Consider the following 18,211-nt stretch of genomic DNA (forward strand, 5'->3'; position numbering starts at 1 on the left):
CGGCCGTCGGCGAAAAGACAACGGGCGGGCGGGGATTCGGGGCGCAGCCCCGCCCGAGGGGCGCGGGGAACCGCGCGGCCCGCCCCACCGGCCCGCAGCCCCGGAGCAACACCCGCCCGCGGCCGAAAGCCACCCCCGTCCTCAGGTCGTGGGGCGGTCCGCCAGCGCGGTGGGAGGCTCGTCGTCCATTTCGAAGGCCATGGGGAAGGGCGCATGGCCGGCGAGGCGGAACCAGCGGACCTTGCGGTGGCGACGAAGGGCGCGGGCGGCACGTACCGCGTCGTTGTGGAACCGCCGGGCCATCGGCACCCGCCGCACCGCCTGCGCCAGCTCGGTCGCCGCCGCGTCCCCACCAGGCGCCTCGCGCACCGCCTCCACCTGCTGCACTTCTCCGAAGACGGCCCGCAGGGCCTGGCTGAGGTCGCTCTCGGCCACCTCGCGCTGCTCCTCCTCCGCCTGCCGCGCGGCGTGCGCGGCCTCGTAGAGCACGATCGAGGCGGCGGGATCGAGCACCCCGGAGGTCGCCAATTCCTGGGCGACCGAGGCACGGCGCAACAACTGCGCGTCGAGCGCGGCACGGGCTGCGTCGATCCGGGCGTGCAGCCGGTCGAGACGCCCCGCGGTCCAGCTCAGGTAGAGGCCGATCGCGACGAGGCCGACGAGGATCCAGATGAGGGTTGCGGTCACGGGCGGCAAGGCTACCCGGGTGTGCTCACCCCGCCCCCATGTCCCAGGCGCAACGGAAACCGCCGTGCCCGGTGGAGGAGTCGGGGGTGTTCTTCGACCGGGCGGCCACCCGGTAGCGGTTGCAGTACGAGGCGTGGCACAGGTACGAGCCCCCGCGGATGACCCGCCGGCCGGGGTCCGTCGCCGAGGTCTCGGCCGAGGTCCCGCAGGGCGCGGTGAAGGTGCCCGCGCACCACTCCCACACGTTGCCCGAAGTGTTGTACAGGCCGAAGCCGTTGGCCTCGTAGGAGTCCACCGGGACGGTTCCGGTACGGCCGCCGGGGCGGGTGCTGACCCGGGGGAAGTCGCCCTGCCAGGTGTTCATGCGCTCCTGGCCGGCGGGGGCGAACTCGTCGCCCCAGGGATAGCAGCGGCCTGCCGAGCCACCCCGCGCCGCGTACTCCCACTCCGCCTCGGTGGGCAGCCCGGCGCCCGCCCAGGCGCAGTACGCGAGGGCGTCGTGGTGGGAGACGTGCACCACGGGGCTCGGGCGCGCTCCAGTGGGCCCCCTCGACGCCCAGCCACCAGGGCGCCACGGCGACCGCCCCGAAAACGGCCTCCCGCGCGCGGGGATGCAACAGCAGGTGGAAGACGAACGAACTGCCGTACCGCTCCGCCTCCGTCACATGTCCACTCGCCCGCACGAAGTCCGCGAACCGGGCGTTGGTGACGGCCGTCGCGTCGATCCGGAACGGCTCGACGCGCACCGTACGGACCGGTCCTTCGCCGTCGTCCGGGTAGCCCTCGTCGAAGGCGTCGCCCATGCGGAACTCGCCGCCCGGCAGTGTGACGGCGGCACCGTCGGGCGCGGGCCGGGGACGAGGAGGCCGAGGAGGATCGCCCGTGCGCCCACCGGGGAGCGGTACCGGTACGGACAGTGGGAAAAGTGAACCGGCCTCCCCGCGCGCGGGTGCGCAGCACGCCCCTTCCCCGCCCGGCGTCGACGTGTCCCGCACGCTCAGTCCCGGGCCAGTCCGAACCTCGCCCGCAGCCCCGTCCGTTCGTCCGCGGCGACCGCCGCCGCACCGTCCGTCACCGTCTCGTAGACGGACAGGATGTCCGCGCCGACGGTCGACCAGTCGAAGCGCCGTACGTGGGCGCTGCCCCGCGCGCGGAGTTCGGCCCGGCGCTCGGGGTCGCCGAGCAGGCGCAGGGCCGCGGCGGCCAGGTCGTCCGCGTCCTCGTTGGCGAAGAGTTCACCGGCCGCGCCCTGGTCAAGGACCTGCGCGAAGGCGTCGATGTCGGAGGCCAGCACCGGCGCGCCCGCCGACATCGCCTCCACGAGGATGATGCCGAAGCTCTCGCCGCCGGTGTTGGGCGCCACGTACACGTCGACGCTGCGCAGGAGGCGGGCCTTGTCCTCGTCGCTGACCATGCCGAGGAACTCGACGCGCGAGCGCATCTCGGCGGGCAGGGACTCGACTGCCTCCTCCTCGTCACCGCGTCCGGCGACCAGGAGCCGCGTCCCCGGACGCTCGGCGAGGATCTTGGGCAGGGCCTTCATGAGGACGGGCAGGCCCTTGCGGGGCTCGTCGATGCGGCCGATGAAGCCGAGGGTGTCGCCCTGCCACTCGGGCTTGGGCTTGGCGCGGGCGAAGAAGTCGACGTCGACGCCGTTCGGGATGACGACCGCGTCGCCGCCCAGGTGCTCGACGAGGGTGCGGCGGGCGTACTCGCTCACCGCGATCCGCGCGCTGATCTTCTCCAGGGCCGCCTGGAGGATCGAGTACGCGGCGACCATGGCCCGGGAGCGCGGGTTGGAGGTGTGGAAGGTGGCGACGATGGGGCCCTGCGCGGCCCAGCACGCGAGCAGGCCGAGCGAGGGCGAGGCCGGCTCGTGGATGTGGATCACGTCGAAGGTGCCGTCGTGCAGCCAGCGCCGCACCCGGGCCGCCGACAGGAAGCCGAAGTTCAGGCGCGCCACGGAGCCGTTGTAGGGCACCGGGACCGCGCGGCCCGCCGAGACGACGTACGGCGGCAGCGGTGTCTCGTCGTCCGCGGGGGCGAGCACGGAGACCTCGTGCCCGCGGCGGATGAGGTGTTCGGCCAGGTCACGGATGTGGAACTGGACGCCGCCCGGCACGTCCCAGGAGTAGGGGCAGACGATGCCGATCCTCACGGAGTCCTCTTCTCGGAATCCTGCTGGGCACGGTCAGGATCCTTGCTGTCAGGATTTCCGCTGTCAGAATCCCTGTTGCCAGGATCCTTCCCGGGATCGAGGTCCTTGAGCCACAAGCGCTGCAGCATGTGCCAGTCCTCCGGATGTTCGGCGATACCCGTGGCGAAGGCGTCGGCCAGCGCCTGTGTCATGACAGACGTCTTCTCGGCCCGGGTGCCTGTCTCGGGGACCTCGACGGGGGGATGCACACGGCCCTGCATCACGGGTGAGTCGTCGTACCAGAGCGTGACCGGCAACAGGACGGCTCCGGTCTGCTGGGCGAGCAGCGCCGGGCCCGCGGGCATCCGGGTCGTCTCGCCGAAGAACTCCACCTCGACGCCCGAGGCCGACAGATCACGCTCGGCGACCAGGCAGATCAGTCCGCCGTCCCGCAGCCGCCGGGCCAGCGTGCCGAACGCGGTGCCGCCGCTGTGCGGCAGGACCTCCATGCCGAGGCCCTCGCGATAGGCGACGAAACGGTCGTACAGCGACTCCGGCTTGAGGCGCTCGGCGACGGTCGTGAACGGGGTCTCCAGCTTGGTGGTGACCCAGGCGCCGGCGAGGTCCCAGTTGCCCATGTGCGGCAGGGCCAGGATGACGCCCTGGTCGGAGGCGAGCCCGTCCGTCAGGTGGTGCACGTCCTTGCAGTCGAAGCCCGTCCGCACGCGCTCCTTGCTCCAGGCGGGGAGGCGGAAGGACTCCATCCAGTAGCGCAGGTACGAGCGCATGCCCGCCCGGGAGAGCTCGGCGAGCCGCTCAGGGGTCGCGTCGGGCAGCACACGCGCGTAGTTGCTCTCCAGCCGTTGTACGCCCTTGCCGCGCCGTTTCCAGGCGATGTCCGCGATCGTGCGGCCCAGGCGCACCGCGACCGGCTCCGGAAGCTTCTTGACGGTGCTCCAGCCGAGCGCGTACGCCCCGTCCACCAGCCTCTCCTGGAGACGGGTCACGACGTGGCCCCGCTGTTCTGCGCCGCGGCCGCGGCGTCCGCCTCCGCGGACTCCCGGCGCACCGTGACAACGCGCTGGATCAGCGTGACCAGGCTGCCGACGGCGACGATCCACAGCGCGACGGGCAGCAGCCACTGAATGCCGGGCACCCCGAACTTGTGCAGCCCCGCGAGGCCCGCCGCGACCAGGGAGATCACCAGGCGCTCGGCACGCTCGACCAGGCCGTTCACAGCGACGGGCAGGCCGATCGACTCGCCACGGGCCTTGGTGTACGAGACCACCTGGCCGCTGGCCAGACAGAAGATCGAAACGGCGCACAGGGCGTTGTTGTCGCCGCTGCCCGCGTACCAGAGCGCGAAGCCGCCGAAGATCGCGCCGTCGGCGACCCGGTCGAGCGTGGAGTCCAGGAAGGCGCCCCAGCGGCTGGAGCGGCCGAGCTGGCGCGCCATGTTTCCGTCGACCAGGTCGGAGAAGACGAAGAGCGTGATGACGATCGTGCCCCAGAAGAACTCCCCCCGGGGGTAGAAGACCAGCGCGCCCGCCATGACTCCGGCCGTACCCAGAAGGGTGACCGTGTCGGGGCTTACCCCCCGACGGATGAGAAACGCGGCGAACGGTGTGAGGACACGCGTGAAGAATGCACGCGCGTACTTGTTCAGCATGGCCTTCCCGAGGGTCGGTGTCGCCGCGCGGCCCCTGCTGGCCACCGGCTGGCCCATCGTAGCCACGCGCGCGCTTGTGCGACGGCCGGGCACCCGCACCCCGTGTCACGGTGGGATGCCATCGATGTCACGGCGGGATCGCGTCCCCCGTATGGACGCACCGTGACACGAGTGCAAAGCTCGAATACACCGCGGGCGTCATCGGAGCCGCACCGCACGCGGATCCGGTTATGCCCGCGCCCAAAGAGACCTCACCGTGCACGGGAGGCAAGACCATGGGCGACAAGGCGAACGCACACCCCGGAGCCGCCGGCAGGGCTACAGCGGCCGACCACCCCGCGTCCGTACGGAATGTGGTGCTGGTCGGCCACAGCGGATCCGGCAAGACGACATTGGTGGAAGCTCTCGCACTGACGGCGGGAGCGGTGAACCGGGCGGGCAGGGTGGAGGACGGCACCGCCGTCTCCGACTACGACGAGATCGAGCACCGGCAGCAGCGCTCGGTGCAGCTGTCCCTGGTACCCGTCGACTGGGACGGATACAAGATCAACATCATCGACACCCCCGGATACGCCGACTTCGTCGGGGAACTCAGGGCCGGTCTGCGCGCCGCGGACGCGGCCCTTTTCGTCGTCTCGGCCTCGGACGGGGTGGACGGCTCGACCCGGATGGTGTGGGAGGAGTGCGCGGCGGTCGGCATGCCGCGCGCCATCGTGATCACCCACCTCGAGTCCGCGCGCGCCGACTTCGACGACATGACGCGGATCTGCGCCGAGGCCTTCGGCGCGGACGACCCCGACGCCGTACTGCCGCTGTACCTGCCGCTGCACGGCGCGGAGGGGCCCGACGGGCACGCCCCTGTCACCGGGCTGATCGGGCTCCTCACCCAGCGGCTGTTCGACTACTCCTCCGGGGAGCGCAAGGAGGCCGAGCCGGGACCGGAGCAGCTGCCGCTGATCGAAGAGGCGCGCAACCGGCTGATCGAGGGGATCATCGCCGAGAGCGAGGACGAGACCCTCATGGACCGCTACCTGGGCGGCGAGCAGATCGACGTCAAGACGCTCGTGCAGGACCTGGAGCGGGGCGTGGCGCGCGGGGCCTTCTTCCCGGTCCTGGCGGCCGCGCCCGCCGCCGAGGGCGCCCGCCAGGGGCTCGGCACCGTCGAGCTCCTGGAACTCGTCACGGGCGGCTTCCCGACTCCGCTGGAGCGCCCGGCACCCACCGTGACGACACCGGAAGGGCTGGAACGCGAGGTCAAGTCCTGCGATCCGAACGGACCGCTGGTCGCGGAGGTCGTGAAGACGGCCAGCGACCCCTATGTGGGCCGGGTCTCCCTCGTCCGCGTCTTCTCGGGCACCCTGCGCCCCGACGAGACGGTGCACGTCTCCGGGCACGGGCTCGGCGACCGCGGGCACGAGGACCACGACGTCGACGAGCGCGTCGGCGCCCTGTCCGCGCCGTTCGGCAAACAGCAGCGCTCCCTGACGCACTGCATCGCGGGCGACCTGGCCTGCGTGGCCAAGCTCAACCGGGCCGAGACCGGTGACACGCTCTCGGCCAAGGACGACCCGCTGCTGATGGAGCCCTGGCAGATGCCGGACCCGCTGCTGCCGCTCGCCATCCAGGCACACAGCAAGGCCGACGAGGACAAGCTCTCGCAGGGCCTGGGCCGACTGGTCGCCGAGGACCCCACCATGCGCCTGGAACAGAACCAGAACACCCACCAGGTCGTTCTGTGGTGCCTGGGCGAGGCCCACGCCGACGTCGCCCTGGAGCGGTTGCGCAACCGGTACGGCGTCCAGGTCGACGTGGTCCCGCACAAGGTCTCCCTGCGGGAGACGTTCGCGGACAGGGCCGCGGGGCGCGGCCGCCATGTGAAGCAGTCCGGCGGGCACGGGCAGTACGCGATCTGCGAGATCGAGGTCGAACCCCTCCCGAACGGCTCGGGAATCGAGTTCGTGGACAAGGTCGTCGGCGGGGCCGTGCCCCGGCAGTTCATCCCCTCCGTCGAGAAGGGGGTGCGGGCCCAGGCCGCCAAGGGCGTGGTCGCGGGCTATCCCCTCATCGACGTACGGATCACCCTGCGCGACGGCAAGGCGCACTCCGTGGACTCCTCCGACGCGGCGTTCCAGACCGCGGGCGCGCTCGCCCTGCGTGAGGCGGCCGCCGACACCAGGATCCATCTGCTGGAGCCGGTGGCCGAGGTGACGGTCCTGGTCGGCGACGAGTACGTGGGCGCCGTGATGAGCGACCTGTCGGGGCGGCGCGGCCGGGTGGTCGGCACCGAGCAGACGGGCGGCGGACGCACGCTCGTCAGGGCCGAGGTCCCGGAGATCGAGATCGGACGGTACGCCGTGGATCTGCGCTCCCTCTCGCACGGCACCGCACGCTTCAACCGCACCTACGCACGGCACGAGCCGATGCCGTCGCAGATCGCCGAAAGGATGCGCGAACAGGCCCAGAGCGCCTGACGGTTCGGCTTCTCTCACCCTCGGCGGGCGGCTTCGGCCGTCCGCCGACGAATGTCGGTCGCGGCCGATACTCTGGGAACTGATCAAGACGATGACCTGATCAACAGGTGTGCGGGGCAGGGAAGTCGGGAAAGCCGCAGGAGCGGGTGCGGCGGCGATGGGGGCGGAAGTGGCGTTCGACGGTTTCGATTTCACTCCCGGGGCGCAAGTGCCGCTCTCGGGTTCCGCGGGACAGACGGCGGCGACCTTCGCACTGGCCTCGGCGGCGTACCGGGACAGCGATGTCGGCGAGATCCTCAAAGCGAACAACCAGTGGCACGAGTCCACCGTGAGCTCAGGCCGCAAGTGGGCCACGATCTTCAGGCCCAACCTCGGCGAGGCCTTCGGGCGGGCGGTGGTGGACCGCATGCTGGGCGCCGGCCGCAAGCCCCTCATCCAGTCCTTCGGCACCGAGCCGCAGGTCGTCGTCGAGCACTGCCTCGCGGCGAACCGCATCCGCCGGGAGCGGGACAACTGGCTGTCGGCCGTCATGGTGCTGTGCGGTGTGCTGTTCCTGCCCGGGCTGCTGGCGTGGCTGCTGGTCTTCCAGCTCCGGTCCATGATCGCCAAGCAGACGAACAAGCGCGCCGGCGCCCTCGGCACCACGCTCCTGGTCGCCTTCGGCGCCCTCGCCGTGGTCTTCCTCGTCCGTATGCCTTTCACCGGCTTCTGGGCCTGGTACGCGCGTGCGTCGGTGGTCCTCCCGGTGATCGGCTGGCTCTGGGCCAAGCAGATCTGCGAGCGGACCGCCAAGGACCTGCGCGAGCGCTGGGACAGCCTGCTGTCCGGCGGCGGCCTCGGCGCCAAGATCCCGGAGGCGGTGCCCGGCAGCCCGGGCGAGACGGCGGCCGAGCGGCTGCGCCAGGCCCTGGCCGCGCTCAGCGCCGAGCAGCAGTCCAACTCGGTGTTCTACGCCGGGCCCAAGGGCATACTCGGCATGGGCACCCGCTGGGGCAGCTGGCAGCTGGCCGAGGACCTCGTCCCCAAGGACCCGGACAAGGAGATCCACCCCTTCCGCAGCTGGGACGTCGTCCGCAACATCCACGACAAGCTCCGCATGCTGGAGCGCGGCCCGCTCAACACCGGTGGTTTCCCCACCCCTTCGATCAAGCACTGGATCGTCTCGCCGATCGGGGAGAACGCCAAGGAGGTGTCCCGGCCGGGCGGCACGGACGTCGAGGCGTACACGATCAAGAGCCACGCCATACAGGACATCTGCAACAAGCAGCAGTTCGGCAGCGGCCAGCGGCACTACCTCGGCGTGCAGTGGACGCTGTGGGACGGCCAGTTGATCATCACCATGCTGATCACCGTGACCGTGCTGCACGAGACGCTGCGCATCGAGGTCACCGGGCACGCCCTGGGTCCCGTGCACTCCCTGTTCACCAGCAAGCCCGAGGCCCCGACGAAGGAGGTCGCGAAGGCGGTCAAGTTCTGGGAGACCCGCAAGGTGAAGCTGCCGCTGGTCACCACGGACGAGGTCGTACGTCTCACCGCGCGCGCCCCGCTCACCGGGTACCCGCCGCTGCTGAACTGGCTCGGCGGCAAGCTGACGCTGCCCGAGCCGTTCGGCCTGCGGCACGCGTGGGCCGACCAGCCCTGGCGGCACCGCTTCATGGCCGACGACGCGCTGCGGGCGGCCACGCCGGTGCTGCGTGTCGTACACGCGGCGGCGATCAAGGTGCTGGACGAGAACGGGGTCGACACGGAGAAGTTCGGCAACCGGTCGGCGTTCCTCAGCACGGCGGTGCAGGACCCGTCGCCCCGGAAGGCCGACCTCTACGACGCGTGAGCCCAAGCCTCCGGCGGACGGGCGGGAGAAAGCCGTCCGCCGGGTGCGGGTCGTCTCGGGCTGATCGCCCACGCGGCGGAGCCGCATGCTGTTACAGCCCCGCGCCCCTACGGGGCGCACCCCTGACCGGGCTACTGGCTCGGCCAGGCCTCCGCCAGCATCTTGCGGGTGTCCGCCAGGAGCTGCGGGAGCACCTTGGTGTGGCCGACGACCGGCATGAAGTTGGTGTCGCCGCCCCAGCGGGGGACGATGTGCTGGTGAAGATGGGCGGCGATGCCCGCGCCCGCCACCGTGCCCTGGTTCATGCCGATGTTGAACCCGTGCGCGCCCGAGGCGGTGCGCAGCGCGGTCATCGCCTGCTTGGTCAGCTCGCCGAGCTCGGCGGTCTCCGGGTCGGTCAGGTCGGTGTAGTCCGCGACATGGCGGTAGGGCACGACCATGAGGTGGCCGCCGTTGTACGGGTACAGGTTCAGCACCGCGTACACCTGCTCACCGCGCCTCACGATGAGCCCGTCCTCGTCGGACTTGGCGGGGATCGAGCAGAACGGACAGCCGTCGTCGGCCCCCGGGCCGGTGGGCTTGTTCTCGCCCTGGATGTAAGCCATCCGGTGGGGCGTCCACAAGCGCTGGAACGCGTCCTGCGTTCCCACTCCGATCTGCTGCTCCGGCTCACTCGTCATGTGGTGCAGCATATTGCTTCGCCCGTTCGCGGCGTGTCGGCGGGGCTCTCCCGAATGCTCGCCGGGCCAAGCTGGGCCGATGGACGACGACAGCCGACAGGCCCGGTGGGAAAGGCGCACCGAAGTCCCGCTCAGCCTGGCCTCGGCGTTGTTTCTCGCCGCTTACGCCGTCCTGGTCCTCGGGCACACGCTGCCCGTCGTCTGGCGGCAGGCCTGCGTGGCGGTGATGCTGGCCGCGTGGGCGCTGTTCGGCGTCGACTACGCCGTGCGCTGGGGCCTGAGCGGACAGCGCCTCGGCTTCGTCCGCGCGCACCCGGTGGACACCCTGGCGCTCCTGCTGCCGCTGCTGCGTCCGCTGCGCGTCGTCAAGGTCTACGAGGCCGTACAGCGTCATCGTGGAGAGCCCCGTCTCTCCCTGCACGCGCGCGTGGTCTTCTACGCGGGGTTGTCGGCCGCGCTGCTCGGCTTCGCGGGCTCCCTCGCCGTCTACCAGCAGGAGCGCGGGGCACCGGGCGCCTCGATCCGGACGTTCGGGGACTCGGTGTGGTGGACCTGCACCACGCTCACGACGGTGGGGTACGGGGACGTGGTGCCGGTGACCCCGATGGGGCGCACGATCGCGTCGGTGCTGATGGTGTGCGGTCTGGCGCTGCTCGGCGCGGTGACCGGCTCGTTCTCGTCCTGGCTGCTCCAGGTGTTCGCGCGTGAGGACGAGAACGCCGGGGGCGACGGGAACAGGGGGAGGAAAAGGCCCCCGGGGAGCTGAGCTCTCCGGGGGCCTTCCGTCACGTGCGCGTCAAAAAAGCGCCGTACGCGTCGGGCCTGCGCGTCAGACCTGTGCGCGCTCCTCGACGACCTTCATGATCTTGGCGATCGCCTCGTCGACCGGGATGCCGTTCTCCTGCGAACCGTCGCGGTAGCGGAACGAGACCGCGCCGGCCGCCATGTCCTCGTCGCCCGCGATGACCATGAAGGGCACCTTCTGCTTCTGGGCGTTGCGGATCTTCTTCTGCATACGGTCGGAGGAGCCGTCGACCTCGACCCGCAGACCCTTCTTCTTCGCCTCGGTGGCGAACTTCTGCAGGTACTCCACGTGCGCGTCGCCGATCGGGATGCCGACCGCCTGCACGGGCGCCAGCCAGGCCGGGAACGCGCCCGCGTAGTGCTCGAGGAGCACCGCGAAGAAGCGCTCGATGGAACCGAACAGCGCGCGGTGGATCATCACCGGACGCTGCTTGGAGCCGTCGGGGCCGGTGTACTCCAGGTCGAAGCGCTCCGGCAGGTTGAAGTCCAGCTGCACGGTCGACATCTGCCAGGTCCGGCCGATCGCGTCCTTGGTCTGGACCGAGATCTTCGGACCGTAGAAGGCGGCGCCGCCCGGGTCCGGGACGAGCGGGAGGCCCTGCTTCTCGGCCACCTGCCGCAGCGTCTCGGTGGCCTCCTCCCAGACCTCGTCGGAGCCGACGAACTTCTCCGGGTCCTTGGTGGAGAGCTCCAGGTAGAAGTCGGTCAGGCCGTAGTCGCGCAGCAGGTTCAGGACGAAGGTGAGCGTCTTGTCGAGCTCGTCCGCCATCTGCTCCTTGGTGCAGTAGATGTGCGCGTCGTCCTGCGTGAAGCCACGGGCGCGGGTCAGGCCGTGCACGACGCCCGACTTCTCGTACCGGTACACGGTCCCGAACTCGAAGAGGCGCAGCGGTAGTTCACGGTACGAGCGGCCGCGCGCGTCGAAGATCAGGTTGTGCATCGGGCAGTTCATGGGCTTGAGGTAGTAGTCCACGCCCTCGTCGAGCTGCATGGGCGGGTACATGCCGTCGGCGTACCAGTCCAGGTGGCCCGAGGTCTCGAAGAGCTTCCCCTTCGTCGCGTGCGGGGTGTAGACGAACTCGTAGCCCTCTTCCTCGTGGCGGCGCCGCGAGTAGTCCTCCATGACCCGGCGGATGATGCCGCCCTTGGGGTGGAAGACGGCGAGGCCCGAGCCGATCTGGTCCGGGATGGAGAAGAGGTCCAGCTCGTTGCCCAGCTTGCGGTGGTCGCGCTTCTCGGCCTCCACGAGGAAGTCGAGGTGCGCCTTCAGCTCCTCCTTGGAGGGCCAGGCGGTGCCGTAGATGCGCTGGAGCATCGGGTTCTTCTCGCTGCCGCGCCAGTACGCGGCCGCGTTGCGCATCAGCTTGAACGCCGGGATGTTGCGGGTGGTGGGCAGGTGGGGACCGCGGCAGAGGTCCTTCCAGCACAGCTCACCGGTCTTGGCGTCGAGGTTGTCGTAGATCGTCAGCTCGCCGCCGCCGACCTCGACGTCCGCGCCGTCGTCCGAGGACGCGGAGCCCTTGATCCCGATGAGCTCCAGCTTGTACGGCTCGGCGGCGAGTTCCTCGCGGGCGTCCTCGTCGGTGACGACACGGCGGGAGAAGCGCTGACCGCGCTTCTGGATCTCCTGCATCTTCTTCTCGATGGCCTTGAGATCCTCGGGCGTGAACGGCTTCTCGACGTCGAAGTCGTAGTAGAAGCCGTCCTTGACCGGCGGGCCGATGCCCAGCTTGGCCTCGGGGAAGAGTTCCTGCACGGCCTGCGCCATGACGTGCGCGGTGGAGTGGCGCAGGATGTTGAGGCCGTCCTGCGAGGAGATCTCGACGGGCTCGACCTCCTCGCCGTCCCGCACCTCGTACGCGAGGTCCTTCAGCTCGCCGGCCACACGGGCCGCGACGATGGTGCGCTCGCCGGTGAAGAGGTCGGCGGCCGTAGTGCCCGTCGTCACCACGCGCTCTTCCCGCTCGGAATCGCGTTGGATGATCACACGGACGTCTGACACCGGTCTCTCCTGACTGAAGGGGGCAAGGTCACCCAGTGGGCATGGCAGTGCAATGCCTGCCCGGCGATCCTACCGAGCCCGGGGCACCCTCCGCGAAACGGTTACCGGCAAAGCTCCACAAAGCCCTCAGTCCCCGCTGCACGCCTCCTCGAAGAAGTCCAGGTTCTCCTGGAGCGACTTCATCAGCCGGTCCCGCTCGGCCTCGTCCACCTGCACCGGTACGACCCCGGAGGCGTCGGTGAGCCTACGGAAGCCGCCGCGGCTCTCCAGCCGCCCCAGCACCCGCACCGGCAGCCCCACCAGATGGGCGTGGCCCGCTATCCGGTACGCCTCCTCGTCGAGCGTCATGCGCACGTGCTGGACCTCCGCTCCCGCGATCACCCGCAGCCGTACGGTGCCCTCGCCGCGCGGCTGGGACCTGCGCATGCGCACCACGGCACCGGTGAGGCGCACCGGTACGGACGGCTCGGCGCGCAGATAGCGGGCCCCGGCCTCGCGCAGGACGGGCAGGTCGCCGGGCGAGAACTCGACGGCCTCGTCGGGCGCCGCACAGCCTTCGGGGACCCCGGCCGCGGGCGCCCACTCGACGGCGATCCGGGCGCCCTCCGTGCCGCGCACGAGGGCGACGACGGCCTCGGTGAGTTCATGACTGACGCCCGCCTCGACAGCCGCGTCGAAGGCGTCCATGCCGCCGGTGGCCCGCTGGTAGTCGATGGCCTCGCGGGCGGCGTACAGCGCCTGGTGCAGGCGTACGGACAGCGGCCGGCCGGTGTCGACGGGTACGAAGGCGGTGAGCCGGCGCCCGCCGGGGTCGGCGCCGACAAGGACGTTCTCCAGGGAAGCGGCGGCGGGCCTGCGGTGGCGGGCGCCGTAATAGCCCGCACGCGCGCGTGTGGCGAGCGCCGCGGCGAGCAGCATCGAGCGGGCGGCCGAGCGCAGCCGCTCCTCCACGCTCCAGGACGTGGCGCCCACGGGTCCGGTCGGCACATCGCGCCACCAGCGGATCTCGTCGCTGGGCACGGCGAGGGCGACCAGCACGTCGCGCGCGGACGGCGCACCGCTGCGGGAGAGCGCGAGGAGCGCCTCGCCGAGGAGGTCGTCGCTGTCGGGGAAGGCCCGGTTCTCCGGCACGAGCAGGCTCGTGCCGCCGCCACCGGGCCCGGGTGGGGTCCACCGGCCGTACCGTCCGGCCGCTCCGCCGCGGCGCTGCCAGCCGTGGCGGTGCAGCAGCGCGCTGAGGACGGCGGGGTCGACCTGGCCCGGCTCGGGCGGCTCGGTCCAGTGGGACTCGACGGGGTGCGGCCTGACCGGCCGGAGCGGTTCGCCGATGGAGTCGATGGGGCGGTGTGTCAAGGTTTCCCTCCCGTCCCGACCCTCGTCATGATCTCGCAGAGCGCCCTGTCGTCGAAGATGCGCGAGGTCGGTATACGCACGGTGGTCCGGCGCCGGCCGGTGATCGCGTGGCCGGCGAGGTTGATCCAGTAGCAGCAGTGCCGCAGGTCGAGGCGGTCGTGGCTGGCGCGCAGCCAGTCGTCCTGGGACCTGGGCACGAGCATCACGACCAGGATCTTGTGCACCGAGACCGGGGTGCGGGCGAGCTTCGCCAGGTGCTCGTTGTCGAGCGTGAAGGAGAAGGCGGGCCCGGGTGGGTTCGGCGGGATCTGATACGTGCACTTGAGCTGCACCTTGATGGTGACTTCGTCGTCGACCGTGTGCCCGGGGGCACTGTGGCTGACGTGCCAGTCGATGCCGTTGTCGGGAAAGGGCTGGGACAGCGAACAGCCCGCCGCGGCCGCGACGGCGTGCAAGTAGCCCACCTGCAAGGTCTCCATGCAGGCGGTGGTGGCGAGTGTGCCGCGATGGGGTGCCGTCCGCTGGGGCAGCAGCCCGCCCCGCTCGGGCTGCGCGAGTGCCATGAGTCCAACAGCCTTCCAAGCCAAGTGATTCCCCGCGACGGGCCGCTGAACTGCAAAGACCCGTACCTGTGTTGTCTCCTTCCGGCGTACGGCGCAAACAGCCCGGGTATCACCAAACAGGCAGAAGACGGTGCGTCAGCTGCCGTGGGTGAACGAGGAGTTGTGTACGTATGACGTGCTGGTACGAAGGCCCTTTGGCCGCGTTCGACACGGAGACCACGGGCGTGGACGTCGAGACCGACCGGATCGTGTCGGCCGCCGTCGTCGTCCAGGACGCCGCGGGTTCCCGGCCCCGGGTGACCCGCTGGCTGGTGAACCCGGGAGTGCCGGTGCCCGCGGGTGCGACGGCGGTGCACGGGCTGACAGACGAACACCTTCAGCGCAACGGCCGCTGGCCGTCGCCGGTGATGGACGAGATAGCAAGGGTGCTGGGCGAACAGGCCGCGGCGGGCCGCCCGCTCGTCGTGATGAACGCGCCGTTCGATCTGACGCTCCTGGACCGGGAGTTGCGCCGTCATCGCGCCACCAGTCTCGACCGGTGGTTCGATCCGGCGCCGCTGCGTGTGCTCGATCCGCGGGTTCTGGACAAACATCTGGACCGCTATCGCAAGGGCCGCCGCACCCTGACCGACCTGTGCGCGCACTACGACGTGGTACTGGAGGGCGCGCACGACGCGGCGGCGGACGCACTGGCCTCGATGGAGGTCGTACGAGCGGTGGGGCGTCGTTTCGCCACCAGGCTGGAGCGGCTCTCCCCCGCCGAGCTGCACACCCTGCAGGCGGTGTGGCACGCGGCACAGGCGCGCGGCCTTCAGGCGTGGTTCGCGCGCAGCGGTACACCGGAGGCGGTGGATCCGGCGTGGCCGCTGCGTCCGGAACTGCCGGCGGCGGCCTGAGCCCGCGCGGGACAACGAAAGACCGGTCCGCCTGTGACGGACCGGTCTTCTCCGGGTGGGCGATACTGGGTTCGAACCAGTGACCTCTTCGGTGTGAACGAAGCGCTCTCCCACTGAGCTAATCGCCCGGGAACGCACTGAACAATACAGGTCCCTGCGGGTGTGGTTCAAACCGCTTCGAGGTAAGCCGTCAGTCACCCGTGAGCCGGGCCGCCAGTCCGCGCTGTCCCGCGCGCATCATCAGGGCGTGGTTGGCGCGGAACACCGGCCTTCCCGGCACCGCGAACCGCCGCAGCAGCGGCTTGCTCACGTCGACCTCCTGGTCGTACTGGGCGCGGGTGCCGGACCCGGCGGTGGTGAGCGTCCAGCGCGCCCAGCCGTCGATGTCGCCCGCCATCGCGATCTCCAGGACCCCGGCCGCCGGGTCACGGCGCAGCTCGCGCGCCGTGAACACCAGGTCGTACGGCAGGAACGAGCGGATGCGCATGGTGCCGCTGCGCTCGTCGATCCGGGTCACCTCACGGACCTGGGGCCACCAGCGCGGGTAGTCCTCGGCCTGTTCGAGAACGGGGTAGACCTCGGCGGGCGGCGCGGGCAGGGCCCACACACTGCGGAAGCGGTAATGGCTCCAGTCCATGGACGGAGTCTGCCCGAGCGGGCATCTGAGTACGGCATGAGTACGCGCACTCATGCCGGAGAAGGTGACCGGGACCACACTCCCTGGAATATGACCCACCTTCCGCCCCCGGCCGAGGAGTTGCGGCTCCTGGACACCGAGCTGCGGCAACTCGACGCGCGCCGGGCCCTGTTGCTGACGCGCCGCGCCTGGCTGATCACCGCGCTCCGGCCGCCCGTGGCTCCGCCGCTCCCGCGCCCGCCCCTGCACCGGCCCGAGACCACGGCGCCGCGCGTCCAGAACGTGCTGCTCGTCCTCGGCGGCACCCTCCTGACCATCGCAGCGATCGCGTTCACGCTGGTCAGCTGGGGCCGGATGGGGATCGCCGGGCGGGCGCTGGTGCTGGGCGCGGTGACGCTGGCCGCGCTCGGCTCACCCGTGCTCCTGCTCCGGCACAGGCTGCGCTCGACGGCGGAGGCCGTGGCGGGGCTGGGACTCGCACTGACGGTCCTGGACGTGTACGCGCTGCACGAGGTCGCGTTCCCCGACACGAACGGCCGGGGCTACGCGGCCATCGCGTCGGCCCTGCTGGCGGCCCTGTGGACGACGTACGGACTCGCACTCGGCGGGCCGCGCCGGCCGACCGGTGCACCGGCCACCCCCGCGCGGCTCACGCTGCGCCTGCCCCTGCCCACCGCGATGGCCGCCGTGCAACTCCCGCTGATCCTCTGGGCGGCCGCGGCCGACGCGGGCGCCCCCGCCATGACGGCCGCGCTGCTGGTCACGGCGGCGCTCGACACGGCCCTCGCGCTCCGGGTGCCCGTGCCGTCCGTACGTCTCGTCGCCGCCGTGGGCGCGTACGGCCTGGGCGGCTGGGGCTCCTTCGCGGCCGGCTGGCTGTCCTGGACGGCCACCGGTCCGAGCGCCGTCGCCCGTGCAGCGGCGCTCCTCCTCTTCGCCGCGGCGATCGCTCTGGCGGCGGCTTGGCGGCTGCCGGACACGAATGTCGCCACCTGGGTCGCCTCGGCCGGCGGCCTGCTCACGGTCGCCGCGCTCGGTGGCGTCCCGCGCTCGTCGCTGCCGGGCGAGTGGACGGTTCCGGGGTACCTGGTCTGCGCTGTGGCCCTGTTGGCGGCCGTACGCACCCGGCTGCCCGAGCCGATGAGGCGTGGCCTCGCCCTGGCGGCCGCCTCCGTGCAGGCGGTCACGGTGGTGTGGGCGCTGCCGCCGGTCGCCGTCGCCCTGCTGGGCCCGTTGGCCTGGGTGGGACGTGTCTGGACCGGGGCCCCCTCGACCGCGCGCGAGGCGGTCGCGAGCGACGGCCTCCCCTGGCCTCCGTACGCGGCCACGGCCCCGCTCGTCCTCGTGGTCGTCGCCGCCGTCCTCGCCCTGGCCGTCCGCGGTACGCGATGGCGCCCCAGCGCGACGATCGGCGCGTCGGCCCTCGTCTGGGCGGCCGTGCTCGTCCTTCCCGCGGCCCTCGACATCCCCTACTGGGCAGGGATGTCGGCACAAGGACTCACGATCGTGGCGGCACTGGCGTCCGTCGCCCGCTCCGCGCAGCCGCGCCCGGTCCTCTTCCTCCTGGCCCTTGTCGGCTCGGGGAGCCTCGCGTGCCTCTCCCTCGCCGCCGAGGGCACGACCCTCGGCGTCCTCGCCGCGCTGACCGTGCTGTTCGCCGCCGTGTCCGGGCGCTCGCGCCTCGCCCCGGTCGCCGCCCTCACGTACGCCAGCGCCCTGGCCTGTGCCGTAGGCGCGTCCCTCGGCTGGCAGCCGCAGTACATCGCGCTGCTGGTCCTCCTCGTCCCGGTCGTCGCGGCCCTGCTCGCGGCACGCCTCGCCGGCTCCCCCGCGCGTGTGCCCGTCGAGGTGACGGGCGCCGTCGCCGGGCTGCTCGCCGTCGGGCTCGCGGTGTCCGACCCGCCGTTGCTCGCCCTGGTCCTGGCCCTGTGCGCGGTGATCGCCGCGGGCACCGCCGTACGCGAGGACCGGCGGCCCGTCGGTTACGCGGCCACCGCCCTGTTCGTGCTGGCCGCCTGGGTCCGGCTGGCGTGCTGGGGCGTCGGCTCCGTCGAGGCGTACACCCTGCCGGTGACCGTCCCGGCGCTGCTGGTGGGGGCGCTCGGGCGCCGCAAGGATCCGCTGACCTCGTCCTGGACGGCGTACGGAGCGGGGCTGTCCGTCACGCTCGTGCCGAGTCTCCTGACGGCGTGGATCGACCCGGACTGGCCGCGCCCCCTGCTGCTCGGAGTCGCGGCCCTCGCGGTCACCCTCGTCGGTGCCCGGCACCGGCTGCGGGCCCCGCTCGTCCTCGGGGCTGGCGTGCTCGCGCTGGACGCCCTGCACGAACTCGCCCCGTACCTCGTGCAGATGGCGGGGGCGCTGCCGCGTTGGGTGCCTCCCGCACTCGCCGGTCTGGTGCTGCTCGCACTCGGTGCGACGTACGAGCAGCGGATCCGGGACGCGCGACGCGTGCGGGAGGTACTGGGGAGGATGCGCTAG

Annotated in this window: 14 protein-coding genes, 1 tRNA gene and 1 pseudogene; 5 read left to right on the top strand and 11 right to left on the bottom strand. The window is 71.6% G+C overall.

Annotation, left to right across the window (positions count from 1 at the left end):
• Positions 1-141: 141 nt before the first annotated feature.
• The 5 genes and pseudogenes from ACZ7M2_RS35280 to pgsA form a co-directional block, all read right to left on the bottom strand.
• The gene (locus tag ACZ7M2_RS35280; RefSeq protein WP_054233941.1) at positions 142-687 is read right to left on the bottom strand and encodes a LemA family protein; all 546 of its coding nucleotides are present in this window, start codon (positions 685-687) and stop codon (positions 142-144) included.
• Positions 688-712: 25 nt separating this feature from the next.
• A pseudogene (locus ACZ7M2_RS35285) lies at positions 713-1,490 on the bottom strand (formylglycine-generating enzyme family protein).
• Positions 1,491-1,684: 194 nt separating this feature from the next.
• Complete coding sequence (locus tag ACZ7M2_RS35290; RefSeq protein ID WP_471598756.1) at positions 1,685-2,845, bottom strand: glycosyltransferase family 4 protein; 1,161 nt, start codon at positions 2,843-2,845, stop codon at positions 1,685-1,687.
• On the bottom strand, positions 2,842-3,831 hold the full coding sequence (locus tag ACZ7M2_RS35295) for a phosphatidylinositol mannoside acyltransferase (RefSeq protein ID WP_471598757.1): 990 nt from the start codon (positions 3,829-3,831) through the stop codon (positions 2,842-2,844). The genes ACZ7M2_RS35290 and ACZ7M2_RS35295 overlap by 4 nt, the downstream gene beginning before the upstream one ends.
• Positions 3,828-4,550: a phosphatidylinositol phosphate synthase gene (pgsA, locus tag ACZ7M2_RS35300; protein ID WP_075027572.1), complete on the bottom strand. Its 723-nt coding sequence runs from the start codon at positions 4,548-4,550 to the stop codon at positions 3,828-3,830. Before pgsA ends, ACZ7M2_RS35295 begins: the two co-directional genes overlap by 4 nt.
• 218 nt (positions 4,551-4,768) lie before the next feature.
• On the opposite strand from pgsA, the gene ACZ7M2_RS35305 reads away from it, so the two are divergent.
• Both ACZ7M2_RS35305 and ACZ7M2_RS35310 read left to right on the top strand, forming a co-directional pair.
• The gene (locus ACZ7M2_RS35305; RefSeq protein ID WP_471598758.1) at positions 4,769-6,964 is read left to right on the top strand and encodes an elongation factor G-like protein EF-G2; all 2,196 of its coding nucleotides are present in this window, start codon (positions 4,769-4,771) and stop codon (positions 6,962-6,964) included.
• A 157-nt stretch (positions 6,965-7,121) separates the two neighbouring features.
• The gene (locus ACZ7M2_RS35310) at positions 7,122-8,795 is read left to right on the top strand and encodes a hypothetical protein (RefSeq protein ID WP_352047921.1); all 1,674 of its coding nucleotides are present in this window, start codon (positions 7,122-7,124) and stop codon (positions 8,793-8,795) included.
• Between the two features lie 131 nt (positions 8,796-8,926).
• Here the strand turns inward: ACZ7M2_RS35310 and ACZ7M2_RS35315 are convergent, their stop codons facing one another.
• Positions 8,927-9,487: an HIT family protein gene (locus tag ACZ7M2_RS35315; RefSeq protein WP_261686295.1), complete on the bottom strand. Its 561-nt coding sequence runs from the start codon at positions 9,485-9,487 to the stop codon at positions 8,927-8,929.
• Between the two features lie 67 nt (positions 9,488-9,554).
• On the opposite strand from ACZ7M2_RS35315, the gene ACZ7M2_RS35320 reads away from it, so the two are divergent.
• The gene (locus tag ACZ7M2_RS35320; RefSeq protein ID WP_403694839.1) at positions 9,555-10,241 is read left to right on the top strand and encodes a potassium channel family protein; all 687 of its coding nucleotides are present in this window, start codon (positions 9,555-9,557) and stop codon (positions 10,239-10,241) included.
• A gap of 63 nt (positions 10,242-10,304) precedes the next feature.
• Here the strand turns inward: ACZ7M2_RS35320 and thrS are convergent, their stop codons facing one another.
• From thrS to ACZ7M2_RS35335, 3 genes are all read right to left on the bottom strand, one after another.
• Complete coding sequence (gene thrS / locus ACZ7M2_RS35325; protein ID WP_471598759.1) at positions 10,305-12,281, bottom strand: threonine--tRNA ligase; 1,977 nt, start codon at positions 12,279-12,281, stop codon at positions 10,305-10,307.
• A gap of 126 nt (positions 12,282-12,407) precedes the next feature.
• Positions 12,408-13,634, bottom strand: a complete 1,227-nt coding sequence (locus ACZ7M2_RS35330; RefSeq protein WP_095855761.1) for a hypothetical protein — start codon at positions 13,632-13,634, stop codon at positions 12,408-12,410.
• Complete coding sequence (locus ACZ7M2_RS35335) at positions 13,631-14,197, bottom strand: DUF4365 domain-containing protein (RefSeq protein WP_054233932.1); 567 nt, start codon at positions 14,195-14,197, stop codon at positions 13,631-13,633. Before ACZ7M2_RS35335 ends, ACZ7M2_RS35330 begins: the two co-directional genes overlap by 4 nt.
• A gap of 170 nt (positions 14,198-14,367) precedes the next feature.
• On the opposite strand from ACZ7M2_RS35335, the gene ACZ7M2_RS35340 reads away from it, so the two are divergent.
• Positions 14,368-15,093, top strand: coding sequence for an exonuclease domain-containing protein (locus ACZ7M2_RS35340; protein ID WP_471598760.1), 726 nt, complete (start codon positions 14,368-14,370; stop codon positions 15,091-15,093).
• A gap of 56 nt (positions 15,094-15,149) precedes the next feature.
• Here ACZ7M2_RS35340 and ACZ7M2_RS35345 read toward each other — a convergent pair.
• Together ACZ7M2_RS35345 and ACZ7M2_RS35350 are read right to left on the bottom strand one after the other, a co-directional pair.
• Positions 15,150-15,221 (bottom strand) — tRNA-Val (locus ACZ7M2_RS35345).
• A 62-nt stretch (positions 15,222-15,283) separates the two neighbouring features.
• On the bottom strand, positions 15,284-15,730 hold the full coding sequence (locus ACZ7M2_RS35350; protein WP_382176056.1) for an SRPBCC family protein: 447 nt from the start codon (positions 15,728-15,730) through the stop codon (positions 15,284-15,286).
• 90 nt (positions 15,731-15,820) lie between these two features.
• Here ACZ7M2_RS35350 and ACZ7M2_RS35355 point away from each other — a divergent pair, with 90 nt between their 5' ends.
• Entirely contained in the window at positions 15,821-18,211 is a 2,391-nt protein-coding gene (locus ACZ7M2_RS35355; RefSeq protein WP_471598761.1) for an SCO7613 C-terminal domain-containing membrane protein, read from the top strand.

Source organism: Streptomyces sp. NPDC111507 (genome assembly GCF_055638955.1).